Source organism: Streptomyces sp. NPDC058741 (assembly GCF_042746715.1).
Lineage (GTDB): Bacteria > Actinomycetota > Actinomycetes > Streptomycetales > Streptomycetaceae > Streptomyces.
The window spans coordinates 1-12683 of record NZ_JBHYQH010000044.1 but is presented as its reverse complement, the minus strand read 5'-3'; the positions used below and the strand labels follow the sequence as shown (position 1 = coordinate 12683).

Sequence of the window (12683 nt, the reverse complement as noted above, 5' to 3'; positions counted from 1 at the left end):
GAGGGCCGGAGGGCTGTCCGCCCGCCGGGGCGTGGCCGGCCGAGCAGTGCGCGGCTGCCCGCGCGGGCCCGGACCACGCTGTTCGATGTCCTCGGCCAGGACGTCCCCCGTCGGCTGCCCGCGCGGGCCCGGTCCCGCTCGCGGCTAGGTGTACTGACCCGTGAGGTCGGGAACGCGGCTGGCGGGCTGCCGGGCGTGCGATCCCGCACCCCGCAGCCGCGACGCACGACGCCGCCCCTGCCCGTGCCCTCGGGGCATGGCCGCCCCGGCAGCGGCGCAGAACGGCGTCTCCGCCCCGTCGCGCCGCCCCGGCAGCGGCGCAGAACGGCGTCTCTGCCCCGTCGCGCCGCCCCGGCAGCGCCACTAACGAGGACCCCCAGGCTCCATCTCGTCGCCCCATGGCGGACACTGGGCAGCGAGGGGAAGGGAGACCGATCGTGCTGACCGGAGTCCGTGAGCAGTTGGGCCAGGCCCTGTTCCGTCGTGTCGCCGGGCCCGGGGGGCCACAGACGCGTGCCCGGATCCATGACACCCCGGGGCCGCGCTGGTTCGGGCCGGACCGGCCGATCCGCACGGTCCACGGCGACGCCTCGATGTTCATCGGCGGTCTGACCGCGCTGCTCCTGCAGTCCCTGCACCCGTTGGCGATGGCGGCGGTCGCCGGGCACTCCGGCTACCGCGGAGACCCGTGGGGCCGGCTGCAGCGCACCAGCACCTTCCTCGCCGTGACGACGTACGGCACCGCCGAGGACGCCCAGCAGGCCGTCGACCACGTGCGCGGCATCCACGAGCGGATCCGCGGCACGACCTCCGAGGGCGTGCCGTACCACGCGGCCGATCCGCACCTGCTCGGCTGGGTGCACGCCGCCGAGACGGACAGCTTCCTGCGCGCCCACGCCCGCTACGGGGCCCGGCCCCTGGACGCCGCGGGCTACGACGCCTACGTCGCCGACACCGCGCGCGTCGGTGAGGCGCTGGGCGTGACGGACCCGCCGCGGGACCGCCGCGAGCTGGCCGAGTGCCTGGCCGCCTACCGGCCCGAACTGCGGGCCACGCCCGAGGCCCGTTCCGCCGCCCGCTTCCTGCTGTTCCGGCCTCCGCTGCCGCTGCCCGTCCGGCCCTTCTACGGCGGGCTGGTCGCGAACGCCGTCACCCTGCTCCCGCCCTGGGCACGCGGCCTGCTGTGGCTGCCCCGGGTCCCGGTCGTCGAGGACATCGCCGTACGCCCCGCCGGGCAGGCCCTGACCCGGACCATCCGCTGGGCCATGACCCCGCCCCGGGACGCCTGACCCCTCACCGCCGGGGCCGGCACCGGCACCCGGGCGTCCGCGTGCGGCACCACGACCGGCACGGCGGCGGTCACCGCACCGTCCGGGCCGCGCACCGGAGACGGCCACCGGCACGGCGGCCTCGGTGGCCTGACGCTTGCTCACCGCCCCCGACCGCCGCAGCTACCCGAACCGTTGAGCAGCGGGCCGAGGCCGCTCCAGGTCGGCCGGGAGCCCGGGGCGTGGCACCGGCGCTGCCAGAAGCCGGGCAGGGGCAAGCCCGGCGGGGTCCAGGACCCCAGGCGGTCCTCATCGCGCACGCGGCCCACCGCACCTGCGCCCGTGCGGTCGGTGACCTGCCGGTACGCGGGGGCGCCTATCGTCGTTAAGGTGCTCGGGCCGTCCAGGAAGGCGGTGTGGAGGGCACATCCCCTCGGACCGGCCGGGACGCGCACGAACCGGCGCGGGTGAGCGGGCGCGGGTGAGCGGGCGCGGCAGGCGCGTGCCCGGTCCCGCGGCGCGGTCCCCGCGTCCCACCGAAACGGAGGAACCCGGTGAAACTGACGATTCTGGGCGGCGGAGGATTCCGTGTGCCGCTGGTGTACGGGGCGCTCCTGACGGACCGTGCCGAGGGCCGCGTGACCCGAGTCGTGCTGCACGACCTGGACGCCGGACGGCTGTCCGCCGTGACCCGCGTCCTCGCCGAGCAGGCTGCCGGGGTGCCCGACGCCCCCGAGGTCACGGCCACCACCGACCTGGACGAGGCGCTGCGCGGCGCCGGCTTCGTGTTCTCCGCGATCCGCGTCGGCGGCCTCGAGGGCCGCGCGCACGACGAGCGCGTGGCCCTGGCCGAGGGGGTCCTCGGCCAGGAGACGGTCGGCGCGGGCGGCATCGCCTACGGTCTGCGCACGGTCCCGGTCGCCGTGGACATCGCGCGGCGGATCGCCCGCCTCGCCCCGGACGCCTGGGTCATCAACTTCACCAACCCGGCGGGCCTCGTCACCGAGGCGATGTCCCGCCACCTCGGCGACCGCGTCATCGGCATCTGCGACTCCCCGGTCGGCCTCGGCCGCCGCATCGCCCGCGTGCTGGGCGTGCGGAACCCGGGCGAGGCGTTCGTCGACTACGTCGGCCTCAACCACCTCGGCTGGGTCCGCGGCCTGCGCGTCGCCGGCCGGGACGAGCTGCCCCGCCTGCTGGCCGACCCCGGTCTGCTCGGCTCCTTCGAGGAGGGCAAGCTCTTCGGCGCCGACTGGCTGCGCTCCCTCGGCGCGATCCCCAACGAGTACCTGCACTACTACTACTTCAACCGGGAGACCGTCCGCGCCCACCAGCAGGCCGAGAAGACCCGCGGCGCCTTCCTGCACGACCAGCAGGCCCGCTTCTACGCGGCGATGCGCGACCCCGGCGCCCCCGCGTGGAGGCTGTGGAACGACACCCGCGCCGAGCGGGAGGCCACCTACATGGCGGAGAACCGCGAGAGCGCGGGCGCCGGCGAACGCGACGAGGACGACCTGTCGGGCGGCTACGAGAAGGTCGCGCTCGCCCTGATGCGGGCCATCGCCCGTGACGAGCGCACCACCCTCATCCTCAACGTGCGCAACCGCCACACCCTGTCGGTCCTCGACGCCGAGGCCGTCATCGAGGTGCCCTGTCTCGTCGACGCCAACGGCGCCCACCCCGTCGCCGCCGATCCGCTGCCCGGCCACGCCACCGGCCTGGTCTGCGCGGTCAAGGCGGTCGAGCGCGAGGTGCTGGCCGCCGCCGGGTCCGGCTCCCGGGCCGCGGCCGTGAAGGCGTTCGCCCTGCACCCCCTCGTGGACTCGGTCACCGTGGCCCGGCGGCTGCTGAAGGGGTATCTGGAGGTCCATCCCGGACTGGCGTACCTTGGGTGAACGCCGCGCGGTAAGCCCTTTCTGGCCTTGCTCTTCCCGCTTCAGCAGCTCGTGGAGCCCCTCAACCCGGTCCTCGCGATGCGTACCGTCCCGAGCGGCGCGGCGGCCCTGGCCGCCCGGCGCCCCGAGGGGTGACGGGACCGGCACGCCGATCGCGCGCCCGGTCCCGTTTTCGCTGCCGACGCCGCAGCCCGGGCCCGGCGTCTCCTGCCCGACCCGTACGACAGGCCCCCCGCCCCGTACGACAGGCCCCCCGCCCCGTACGACGGGCCCCCCGCCCCGTACGACAGGCCCCCCGACCCGTACGACAGGCCCCCCGCCCCGTACGACGGGCCCTTCCGCCCCGTACGACAGGCCCTATAGCCGCAGCGCCTCGACCGCCCCGACCTGCGGGGCGGTGGCCGCCGGGGTGATCTGCGGCAGCGGCCGGGGGTCCGTCGCCGTGTCCGCGCGCTGCGCTTCCGCCGCCGGCTCCGGCTCCGGCCGCTGCTGGGGCAGCGGCACCGGCCGCAGCGGGCGCGGGCCCGACACCACCGCGTAGTCCTGGCCCAGGAACGGCGGGACCATCTCGCCCGGGTCCTCGCCGAGCGCCAGCTGCACGGCGGCCCACGGGGCGTTGACGCCGCACAGGGCCAGCTGGTGCAGGCCGCCGGCCGGGCGGGTGTTCACGTCCATCAGGACCGGCTGCTCGCCGAGCATCCGGAACTGGATGTTGGACAGGTAGTGCAGGCCGAAGCCCTCCGCGATCCGCCGGGCCGGCTCCAGCCAGCGCTCGTGCAGCGTGAAGCCACGCCGGCGCCCGTTCTTGGTGCGGCCCACCGCGAGCCGGACCAGGTTGTCCGGGCCGGTCAGGCAGTCCACCGACACCTCGGGCTGTTCCAGCCGCGGCATCACCAGCCAGTCGACCCGCTCGTCCGTCTGCTCCAGCGCCTGCAGCACCAGGTCGAGCGGTACGTACGGGCTCGGGAAACCGGTCAGCTGTGCCATCGAGAAGGGCGTGCGCGTGATCACGCGGAACCCCACCCCGCCCGCGCCGGACGCCGGCTTGAGGCACGCCTTGTGACCGGCGGCCTCCAACTCCTCGACCACGCACACCAGTTCGTCACCCGTGCGGACCCGCCACCATGGCGGGACCGGCACGCCGATCGCCTCGACCGCCTCGTACGCGATCACCTTGTCGTGGAAGACGGCCACCGCCTCGGGCGGCGGCGCCAGCACGGCCGTGCCGGCCGCCTCGAACTCCGCGCGGTGCGCCACGATCGCCGCCTGGTGCAGCCGCGGCACGAACACGTCGATGCCGCGCCGCGCGCACTGGGCCAGCGCGTATTCGACGTATCCGGCCGGGGACAGCCCCTCGGGCTCCAGTTCGGCGGTGTCGGCGGCGGCCAGCACCGGGGAGTCGGGGTCGCCGTGCGTGGCGTGGATCTCGACGGCCCTGTCGCTGGGATTTCTCCGCAGCTGATCCATGAAGAACACGTTCTCCGCGTACGTGCGGTTGAGCCAGACGCGTACGCGAGAGACCATGCAGGCCGCCTTTCACGGTTTGCGGGCAGGGCTCAGCGGCCCGTGCCCGGGCAGGGGGAATGGAGGGACACCAAACCGCCCCGTTGAAGGGATGTTCAGGCGGTGGTGTTGGGCCAGATCATACGGCCTGGGCGACCGTTCCCGTGCAACGCTCGTGTGAACTAATGATCCCCTCGGCGCCGGCCGGCCTTTCTTGTCCCCGGGCGCGTGGATGTGATCTCTTGGGGAGGCCGGAGCGAGCGCGGAGGGGGCGAGAGGCGATGTCGACGGCACGTCGAGCCGGACAACTGCTGGCCATCAGTGATCTGCACGTCGGATATCAGGAGAACCGCGCCCTGGTCGAGCGGATGCGGCCGGAGTCGGAGGACGACTGGCTGCTGGTGGCCGGGGACGTCGCCGAGACCGTGGCGGACATCCGCTGGGCCCTCACCACACTCGCGGACCGCTTCCGCAAGGTCGTCTGGGTGCCCGGGAACCACGAGCTGTGGACCCATCCGAGCGACGACGTCACCCTGCGCGGCGTCGCCCGGTACGAGCACCTGGTCGAGCTGTGCCGGGGACTGGGCGTGACCACACCCGAGGATCCCTACCCCGTCTGGGACGGCCCCGGTGGCCCGGTGGCCGTCGCCCCGCTGTTCCTCTTGTACGACTACTCGTTCCTGCCGGCCGGGTGCACGACCAAGGAACAGGGCCTGGAGTACGCGCACGGCACGGGCATCGTGTGCGCCGACGAGCACTTCCTGCATCCGGACCCGTACCCGAGCCGCGAGGCCTGGTGCCGGGCCCGCGTCGAGCAGACCGCCCGCAGGCTCGCCGAGCTCCCCGCGGACCTGCCGGTCGTCCCCGTCAACCACTACCCGCTGCACCGTCACCCGATGGACGTGCTGTGGCACCCCGAGTTCGCCCAGTGGTGCGGCACCGCCCTGACCGCCGACTGGCACCGCAGGTTCCGGGTGCACACCATGGTCTACGGCCATCTGCACATCCCCCGCACCACCTTCCACGAGGGCGTGCGCTTCGAGGAGGTGTCGGTGGGCTACCCCCGCGAGTGGCGCGAGCGGCCCATGCCACCCGGGCGGCTGAGGCGCATCCTGCCGAGGGAGAGCGAGGAACGGTGATCGAGGAGTTGCTGCCCCGCACCGTCGTCACCGTGGAGGCCTACGGCCACGAGGACGCGGACAGTCCGCTCTATCCCGAGGAGGCGGCGCTCCTGGAGTGGGCGGTCGCCAAACGGCGTCGGGAGTTCGCCGTCGTGCGCTCCTGCGCCCGGCGCGCCATGGAGAAGCTCGGCGTGCCCCCGCAGCCGATCCTGCCCGGGGAGCGCGGCGCCCCGCTCTGGCCGGCGGGTCTGACCGGGAGCATGACCCACTGCGACGGCTACTGCGCCGCCGCCCTGGTCCGCGCCGCCGACCTCGCCTCCCTCGGCATCGACGCCGAGATCCACGGACCGCTGCCCGAGGGCGTCCTGGAGTCCGTGGCGCTGCCCACCGAGACCGACCGGATCCGGCGGCTCGCGGCCGGCCACCCCGGAGTCCACTGGGACCGGCTGCTGTTCAGCGCCAAGGAGGCCGTCTACAAGGCCTGGTTCCCCCTCACCGGGAAGTGGCTCGACTTCACGGAGGCCGACATCGAGCTCACCGCGCACGGCGGCCTGCGCGCCACACTCCTCGTCCCCGGGCCGCTGGTCGGCGGCCGCCGCATCGGCCACTTCGACGGCCGCTGGACGGCCGGCCGCGGCCTGGTCGCGACGGCGATCGCCGTACCGCACTCCTGAGCCGGTCCGTCAGGAACCCGGAGCCGGGTTCCTGAGCCGGTCCGCCGGGGGCCCGCTGTCCGCTCCGTCAGGAACCCGGCTGCGGGACCCAGGTCTGCACCAGCCGGAAGAACGCCTCCTCGTTGCCCGCCAGGCCTGCCCGCTCCAGGGCCCGTTCCGCGTCGGCGAGCACCGCGGGCGGGACGACCGGCGGGCCGGTCTCCAGGTCGAGAGCGGCCCGGACGGTGTGCAGCAGCCGCAGATAGGCCTGGACGGCGGTGCGTTCACTGTCGGTCAGTACGGCGGTGGGCATCGGTCGGCACTCCCCGTGTCGGCGTGGTCGGTCCCGCGCCTCGCGGCGCACACGGCCCCGCACAGCGGAGCCGCACCACCAGCTTGCCGCCCACCACTGACAATCCGGTCCCGCCGCCGCCCGGTTCGCCCGCTCGGCGCAGACCGGACCGCCCTGTCGCCGGACGGGACGGTCCGTCAGCCCTGCGGTCCCCGGTACCCGAGCGACGCCTCGATCCGCCCCGCCAGGTGGTCCCGCCGCAACGGCCCCCGCGACACCGAACCGGTCAGCCAGGCCCGGCACTTGCTGGCCAGCAGCAGCCCGAAGCTCTCGGCGTCCTTCTCGTCGTCGAGGTCGAACCGGGTGCGCGCGGCCACCTTCAGCACGGTCGCCTGCAGGTCCGCCCCGTCGGCGAGCATCCGGGCCGCCACGGCCGCGCCCTGGACGTGATGGGAGCAGTGTCCGGCGTTCATGTGCCACAGCTCGTGCCCGAGGATCACCAACTGGTGGTCGGGAGCCGTGCGTTCCTCGATCACCACCAGGTCCTGCTCGGCCATGTCGAGCCATAGCCCGCTGGCGGTCCCGGGCGGGAAGGGGGCCGTACGGAAGCGGACCGGGCGGCCCCGGCGTCTGCTCATGGCGTCGCACAGCGCGGTGTACAGCTCGTCGGGACGCGCCGGTGCCGGGAGGGTCAGTTCCGCGACCAGCTCGCCGCACAGGCGGCGCATGTGCTTACCGATGCCCACAGTTCTCCCCACGGTCACGACTCGGGCCGCTTGACGCTCTCCAGGAGCATGTCCAGCCACTCCGCGACCTTGTCGCGGTGCTGGTCGGTGGGCAACTGCGCGGCCCGCCAGGCGATGCCGCGCACGCCGTGGTCCTGCAGCAGCCGCTCCAGCGGGTCGTGCGCGGCGGCCGCGGCCCGCCGCTCACGGTCGGCGAGCTTCTGCAGCAGCTCCTGCTCGGTGTGCTGCAGGGCGCTCACCAGGGCCTCGGGGTCCTCGGCCGTGAGGAAACCGGCGTGCACCCGGAAGAACCGCTGGAGGGCGTCGCAGTGCTCCATGGTCGGGCGGCGGTCGCCGTTGATCAGGGCACCGGCCTGCTGCCGGGACATGCCCGCCCCGTCGGCGATCTCCTGCTGGGTGTACCTGCGGCCGTTGGGCTTGAGCCGGGTCCGGCGCAGCAGGTCCAGACGCTGCAGGAACCTGGCCTGCACGTCCGGCTCACCGGCGGGCCGGCCGCCGAGCAGGGCCTTCACGACCGGTTCCGGGACGCCGGAGGCCACCGAGAGCCGGCGCGTGTCGAAGACCTCGGAGTGCGGTATTCCGAGCCGGTCGGCGAGCGCGGTGACACGCGCGACGACGGCCGTCGGCACGGCCGTCGGCGTGGCGCCCGGACCTTCGACGAAGTCACCCGTCACCGACAGATCTCCTACGTCTCTCACAGGCTTCTCACATGAGGATGCCGTGACCTACCCGGCGTGAACTTCCCGGAGCGTAGCGGGTGCCTCGAACTCACATCCAGGTCTCGCCACAACTGTGGCCAATTTCAGCCGTCAACAGACATGAAATGCCACGATAGTTGACACGCCTCAGCTCGGGGCATCAGGATCGGGGCGCCGCGTCAAGGCCGCACAGGCAAGAGGGGTGACCTCCCGATGGCATACCAGGCAGGAGGGCAGCGGCCGGAACCGCGGCCCCTTCCCGACTCTCCCGAGGCCCAGGCCTACCTGGAGGACTGCGCCGCGTTCCTGGAGGCCGTGTCCCTCCCCTCGCTCGTCGTCGACCACCGCTGGGACACGGTGCTGACCAACAGCGCCTTCCGGTCACTCTTCGGCGGCGTCGGCCCGCACCCCACCGCGATGCCGGGCGACAACTTCCTCCGGTTCGTGCTCTTCCACCCCGACGCCCCCACGGTGCTCGGCGAGCACGAGTCGAGCTGGTGCCTGCCGATGCTGGCCCACTTCGCCCGTACCGCGGAGACCCACGGCCCCGACCACGGCCTCCAGGGCATCCGCCGGGACATCGCCCAGGACCCGATCATGGAGGCCGCCTACCGGCACGGCCTGCCGCACTGGATCCGGGCGGTGGGGGAGGGCGCGGCCGAGATCGACGGCGCCGTACGGCCCCTGCTGCACCCGGACCCCCGCTGGGGCGCGACCGACTGCCGCGTCGTCGTGGAGACCTCGCGCACCCTGGAGGAACTGGGCTGCACCCGCCTCACGTTCGTCCTGCGCGACGCCCGCCGCGCCCCGTCCCGGGACCGCCGCACACGCCGCGGCGCCTCGCACCTGAGGGTCGTCCCGGCGGCCGACTGACCTCGCAACGCACCCCCGGATGCCACCACCCGGCCCGCCGGATCCGCGGGCACCCTTCCCCGTTGTCGTGGTGTGTGGCATTCGCCGCCCCCCGGCTCCACCGCCCGGCACTCCCGGCGCGCCACGGCCATCCACCCCGGCTGGTTCGACCGCTCGCCCTGCGGCACGGGCACCGGCGCCCGCATGGCGCAGCCGCACGCCCGCGGTGAACTCCCGCTGCACACCGAGTTCGTGAACGAGTCAACAAGGGCTTCCGGGGCACCGCCGTCTCCGAGCGGCAACTTCACGAGGACAGCCGCTCCGGGCGCTGATCGGGATTCCCACCACGACGGGCCTCGCCGCCACGGCCGACCGGGTCGCGCTGGAGGCGCTGCGCGCGGTCGCCCAGGAGATCGTCCGCTCCGCCGCGGCCGGGGACCTCATCGCCTACATCGAGGCCGACCTGCTCTTGCACCTCGGCCTGCTCGCCCTGGCCGGGAACGCCCGTCTCGTCGACGTCGTACGGGACCTCAGACGCCGCTCCCGGCTGTACGGGCCCAGCGCACTGGTGGAACAGGGTCGGCTGCAGGGGTCCGCCGAGGAGCACCTGGAGATCCTGGACGCGCTCCTGGCCCGCGACGAGGAGGCCGTACGGCGGTCATGACCCGGCACCTCGGACACGTCCAGGGGCTGTGGGCCGCGCCCTGACCAGCGGCCGGTGCCGGTGCCCGGACCACAGGCCAGCACGAGCCGCTTCCCACGGCAGAGGGACACGCGGACGAGTACGGCACCTCGGTGTCCTGTCGGCGCCGGCGCGTGACGTGGCCCTCGATGCCGGGCGCACTACGGCTTCCGCCTCACGGGAGTGCCCCCGGGAAGGGGGCACTCACCGCCCGTCATCCGGTGCCGAGACCGGCGTCGTCCACCTCGTCCCGGCCCTCGGCCGCGAGGACCTTGTTGAGGAGTGCGAGGTCGTAGATGCCCTTCAGATCGGGCTTCTCCAGCAGGCCGGCCTTGACCGCGTGCTCAGCCTCGGTGCCGAGGGTGGCGGCCAGCGGGTCGTCGAGGAAGGCGACGGATTTCCAGGCCGGGTCGATGACCTCGGCGGGCAGCTCCTTGCCCGCCAGTTCCTTCAGGGCCGCGTTGGCGGACGCCTTCGCCTTGTCCGGGTTGGCGTTGATCCACGCGTTGGTCCTCACCGAGCCGCGCAGCACGGCCTCGACGACGTCCGGGTGCTCCTTCAGGAACGTCTGCGACACGATGATGTTCGTGATCACGAACTTCTTGCCGGGCCACAGGTCCGCCTCGTCCAGGAGCACCTCGGCGCCTTCGGCGACCAGCTTCGACGCGGTCGGCTCCGGCACCCAGGCGCCGTCGATGGAACCGGACTTGTAGGCGTCAGGGGTGATCTTGTTGTCCGTGCGGACCACGGAGACGTCGCCCCTGCCGCTCTGTGCATCGACCTTCCAGCCCTGGTCAGCGATCCAGTTGAGGAAGGCGACGTCCTGGGTGTTGCCGAGTTGCGGCGTGGCGATCTTCTTGCCCTTGACGTCCTGCAGCGACTTGATCTTCTCGGGGTTGACGACGAGCTTCACGCCGCCGGAGGCCGAACCGCCGACGATGCGCAGGTTCCTGCCCTTCGACTTGGTGTAGCCGTTGATGGCGGGGGAGGGGCCGATCCAGCCGATGTCGATGGAACCCGCGTTCAGCGCCTCGATCTCGGAGGGGCCGGCGTTGAAGGTCGAGGCCTTGATCGTGGTGCCGCCGAGCTCCTTCTGGAACAGGCCTTCCTGGACGCCGACGAGCGCGGTGGCGTGTGTGAGGTTGGGAAAGTAGCCGATCTTCACCTCGTCGGCGGAGAGCTTCCTCGCGTCCGCCGCGACGTCGCTGCGCTTGCCGTCGCCGGTGGTCTCGGAGCCGTACCCGCAGGCGGTGAGCAGAAGGGGGAGCGCCGCTGTGAGGGCGAGAGCGCGCAGGGCGGTGAGCGGTCTTGCGGTAGGCACGGTGGTGTCCTCTCGGGCAATGAGTGATCAGGGACGTGCGAGGAGCGAGGAGTGAGGCCCGGGGGCATGGGCCGCCCACCGCTCGTCGGTCCCGGGCGGCGGGAGGGCCGGCCCGGGCCGGGGAACGGATCGTGGGGGAGAGGGCGTCGCGCCCCGGCGGGGCTGTACCGCGTCAGACGCCTGCCCCGGAGAGCGGCTTTCGCGGGTGCCGGTGGGGGGCCTCGGCGCTCAGGCGGGCCGACAGATGGCGCTGGAGACGTGGCCGAAGTCGATGTGGCGCCGCGAGGTCAGGGAGGGCAGTGGCCGGACGGAGGTGTCGAGCGTCTTCACGGCACCGTATCTCCATCCCTAGTTTTCCTACCTGATTCATAGGGAATTCTGGCAGAAGGGCACCGGGGGCCCAAGAGGGTGATCACATGGTGGACGACCGCATCCCGCTCACTGAGACGGGCTCGGTGGGTCAGGGGTTCACCCAGGCGTCCGGGGCGTGGGTCAAGGCGGAGACCCGGGCAGGGAGTTGGGCGGAGGCGACCTCGGCGAGCGACACGCCGTCGAGGATCTCGCGCACGTTGGACCGCAGGGCGATCCACAGGGGGAGCAGCGACTGGGCGGGGCCGGTGTAGGACAGCTCCGGGGGCCTCACGCCCCGTACCGAGACCAGCGGTCCGTCCACGACGCGGATGACGTCCGCGATGCTGATCGACTCGGCGGGTCTGGCCAGCCGGTAGCCGCCGTTGCCACCGCGCTGGCTGAGTACGAGACCGCCGCGGCGCATGTCGTTCAGGATGCCTTCGAGGAACTTGTGCGGGATGTCCTGGGCGTCGGCGATGGCCTCGGCCTTCAGGGGCCGGTCGTCCTGTGACGCGGCGAGCTGCAGCGCGGCGCGCACCGCGTAGTCCGCCCTGGCTGAGATCCGCATGCGCCCAGTATCGCGCAAGCTCTCGACCGGCACCCACCGCGGGCGGACCGTCGGGCAGGGCGGCTGACCCCTGCCCGACGGCCCCCGTTCTCAGGCGGCGGCGGGCGTGTAGTGGGAGGCGTCGCCGCCCTCGACGATGTGGCGGGAGGTGCCGTCGACGCCGACCGGGACGTCGCCCGCGACGGTCGCCCGGCGCAGCAGCCGCGGGAGGCCGCCGTAGTCGTCTGGCGCGTGCCCGGCCAGGCCGGCAACCACGTCACGGCAGCTCCTGGACGCATGAGCAAGAGCCCTGACGGATGGGCCGGTTCGCCGCCACCGCCCGGTGCGGCAAGTCCACGCTCCACCGCCAGTGGAGGACCAAGCCGCAGTTCGTCGCGGCGGCCCTGCGCTCACGCCGGCGGACGCGCTGTGTCGTCACCGGCTCGCCCGCCGGGGACCTGCGCGAGGCGGCCCGGGTGGTGGGCGACCTGTCGGGCCGGGACACCCAGCTCCTCCACGCCCTCACCCACGCCGCCCAACAGGACCCCGAGTTGCAGCGCGCGTTGCGCGAGGCGGTGGTGGAACCGGAGATCGTCGCGCTGAAGGAGATCATTCGCAGGGGGGTCGAGCGGGGCGAGGTAGCCGCCGGTCATCCGGCGCTGGAGTACATCCCGGCGCAGGTCCTGGGCGTGCTGCGGCTGCGGCCCGTGCTGGAGGGCCGGGGGGGGGCGGGCGCGGGGGTGTGGGAACCCCC

Annotated in this window: 12 protein-coding genes and 3 pseudogenes; 8 read left to right on the top strand and 7 right to left on the bottom strand. The window is 73.5% G+C overall.

Annotation, left to right across the window (positions count from 1 at the left end):
• The first annotated feature begins 398 nt into the window (after positions 1 to 398).
• Positions 399 to 1289 (top strand): oxygenase MpaB family protein, encoded by an 891-nt coding sequence (locus ACFW6P_RS26960; RefSeq protein WP_386358485.1) that lies wholly within the window; start codon positions 399 to 401, stop codon positions 1287 to 1289.
• Positions 1290 to 1822: 533 nt separating this feature from the next.
• The gene (locus ACFW6P_RS26955; RefSeq protein ID WP_386425078.1) at positions 1823 to 3163 is read left to right on the top strand and encodes a 6-phospho-beta-glucosidase; all 1341 of its coding nucleotides are present in this window, start codon (positions 1823 to 1825) and stop codon (positions 3161 to 3163) included.
• Between the two features lie 357 nt (positions 3164 to 3520).
• On the opposite strand, the gene ACFW6P_RS26950 is transcribed toward ACFW6P_RS26955, so the two are convergent.
• The gene (locus ACFW6P_RS26950; RefSeq protein ID WP_386358481.1) at positions 3521 to 4687 is read right to left on the bottom strand and encodes an ATP-grasp domain-containing protein; all 1167 of its coding nucleotides are present in this window, start codon (positions 4685 to 4687) and stop codon (positions 3521 to 3523) included.
• A gap of 260 nt (positions 4688 to 4947) precedes the next feature.
• Between ACFW6P_RS26950 and ACFW6P_RS26945 the strand changes: the two genes are divergently transcribed.
• Both ACFW6P_RS26945 and ACFW6P_RS26940 read left to right on the top strand, forming a co-directional pair.
• A complete protein-coding gene (locus ACFW6P_RS26945) occupies positions 4948 to 5805 on the top strand; it encodes a metallophosphoesterase family protein (RefSeq protein ID WP_386358479.1) in 858 nt (285 codons plus the stop codon).
• On the top strand, positions 5802 to 6461 hold the full coding sequence (locus ACFW6P_RS26940) for a 4'-phosphopantetheinyl transferase (protein ID WP_386358478.1): 660 nt from the start codon (positions 5802 to 5804) through the stop codon (positions 6459 to 6461). The genes ACFW6P_RS26945 and ACFW6P_RS26940 overlap by 4 nt, the downstream gene beginning before the upstream one ends.
• A 67-nt stretch (positions 6462 to 6528) precedes the next feature.
• On the opposite strand, the gene ACFW6P_RS26935 is transcribed toward ACFW6P_RS26940, so the two are convergent.
• From ACFW6P_RS26935 to ACFW6P_RS26925, 3 genes are all read right to left on the bottom strand, one after another.
• A complete protein-coding gene (locus ACFW6P_RS26935) occupies positions 6529 to 6753 on the bottom strand; it encodes a hypothetical protein (RefSeq protein ID WP_386358476.1) in 225 nt (74 codons plus the stop codon).
• Positions 6754 to 6929: 176 nt separating this feature from the next.
• Positions 6930 to 7460 (bottom strand): toxin-antitoxin system, toxin component, encoded by a 531-nt coding sequence (locus ACFW6P_RS26930; protein ID WP_386358554.1) that lies wholly within the window; start codon positions 7458 to 7460, stop codon positions 6930 to 6932.
• 32 nt (positions 7461 to 7492) lie between these two features.
• Complete coding sequence (locus ACFW6P_RS26925) at positions 7493 to 8152, bottom strand: helix-turn-helix domain-containing protein (protein ID WP_386358475.1); 660 nt, start codon at positions 8150 to 8152, stop codon at positions 7493 to 7495.
• 237 nt (positions 8153 to 8389) lie between these two features.
• Here ACFW6P_RS26925 and ACFW6P_RS26920 point away from each other — a divergent pair, with 237 nt between their 5' ends.
• The 3 genes and pseudogenes from ACFW6P_RS26920 to ACFW6P_RS26910 form a co-directional block, all read left to right on the top strand.
• The gene (locus ACFW6P_RS26920) at positions 8390 to 9049 is read left to right on the top strand and encodes a hypothetical protein (RefSeq protein WP_386358473.1); all 660 of its coding nucleotides are present in this window, start codon (positions 8390 to 8392) and stop codon (positions 9047 to 9049) included.
• Between the two features lie 57 nt (positions 9050 to 9106).
• Positions 9107 to 9292, top strand: a pseudogene (locus ACFW6P_RS26915) (proline racemase family protein); the annotation flags it as partial.
• Positions 9292 to 9736, top strand: a pseudogene (locus tag ACFW6P_RS26910) (GntR family transcriptional regulator); the annotation flags it as partial. The pseudogenes ACFW6P_RS26915 and ACFW6P_RS26910, both read left to right, overlap by 1 nt.
• Before the next feature lie 188 nt (positions 9737 to 9924).
• Here ACFW6P_RS26910 and ACFW6P_RS26905 read toward each other — a convergent pair.
• The 3 genes and pseudogenes from ACFW6P_RS26905 to ACFW6P_RS26895 form a co-directional block, all read right to left on the bottom strand.
• Positions 9925 to 11031: an aliphatic sulfonate ABC transporter substrate-binding protein gene (locus tag ACFW6P_RS26905; RefSeq protein WP_386358471.1), complete on the bottom strand. Its 1107-nt coding sequence runs from the start codon at positions 11029 to 11031 to the stop codon at positions 9925 to 9927.
• A gap of 460 nt (positions 11032 to 11491) precedes the next feature.
• The gene (locus tag ACFW6P_RS26900) at positions 11492 to 11950 is read right to left on the bottom strand and encodes an RrF2 family transcriptional regulator (protein WP_386358470.1); all 459 of its coding nucleotides are present in this window, start codon (positions 11948 to 11950) and stop codon (positions 11492 to 11494) included.
• A gap of 90 nt (positions 11951 to 12040) precedes the next feature.
• Positions 12041 to 12184 (bottom strand): annotated as a pseudogene (locus ACFW6P_RS26895) (TauD/TfdA family dioxygenase); the annotation flags it as partial.
• A 62-nt stretch (positions 12185 to 12246) separates the two neighbouring features.
• On the opposite strand from ACFW6P_RS26895, the gene ACFW6P_RS26890 reads away from it, so the two are divergent.
• A partial coding sequence (locus tag ACFW6P_RS26890; protein WP_386425074.1) for a TetR-like C-terminal domain-containing protein occupies positions 12247 to 12683 on the top strand: 437 nt, incomplete at its 3' end.

What these genes read in the sequence shown, in the direction of transcription:
- ACFW6P_RS26960 (WP_386358485.1), top strand. Translation starts at nt 399, where the DNA reads ATGGCGGACACTGGGCAGCGAGGGGAAGGGAGACCGATCGTGCTGACC.
- ACFW6P_RS26950 (WP_386358481.1), bottom strand. Translation starts at nt 4,687, where the DNA reads ATGGTCTCTCGCGTACGCGTCTGGCTCAACCGCACGTACGCGGAGAAC.
- ACFW6P_RS26945 (WP_386358479.1), top strand. Translation starts at nt 4,948, where the DNA reads ATGTCGACGGCACGTCGAGCCGGACAACTGCTGGCCATCAGTGATCTG.
- ACFW6P_RS26935 (WP_386358476.1), bottom strand. Translation starts at nt 6,753, where the DNA reads ATGCCCACCGCCGTACTGACCGACAGTGAACGCACCGCCGTCCAGGCC.
- ACFW6P_RS26930 (WP_386358554.1), bottom strand. Translation starts at nt 7,460, where the DNA reads ATGCGCCGCCTGTGCGGCGAGCTGGTCGCGGAACTGACCCTCCCGGCA.
- ACFW6P_RS26920 (WP_386358473.1), top strand. Translation starts at nt 8,390, where the DNA reads ATGGCATACCAGGCAGGAGGGCAGCGGCCGGAACCGCGGCCCCTTCCC.
- ACFW6P_RS26900 (WP_386358470.1), bottom strand. Translation starts at nt 11,950, where the DNA reads ATGCGGATCTCAGCCAGGGCGGACTACGCGGTGCGCGCCGCGCTGCAG.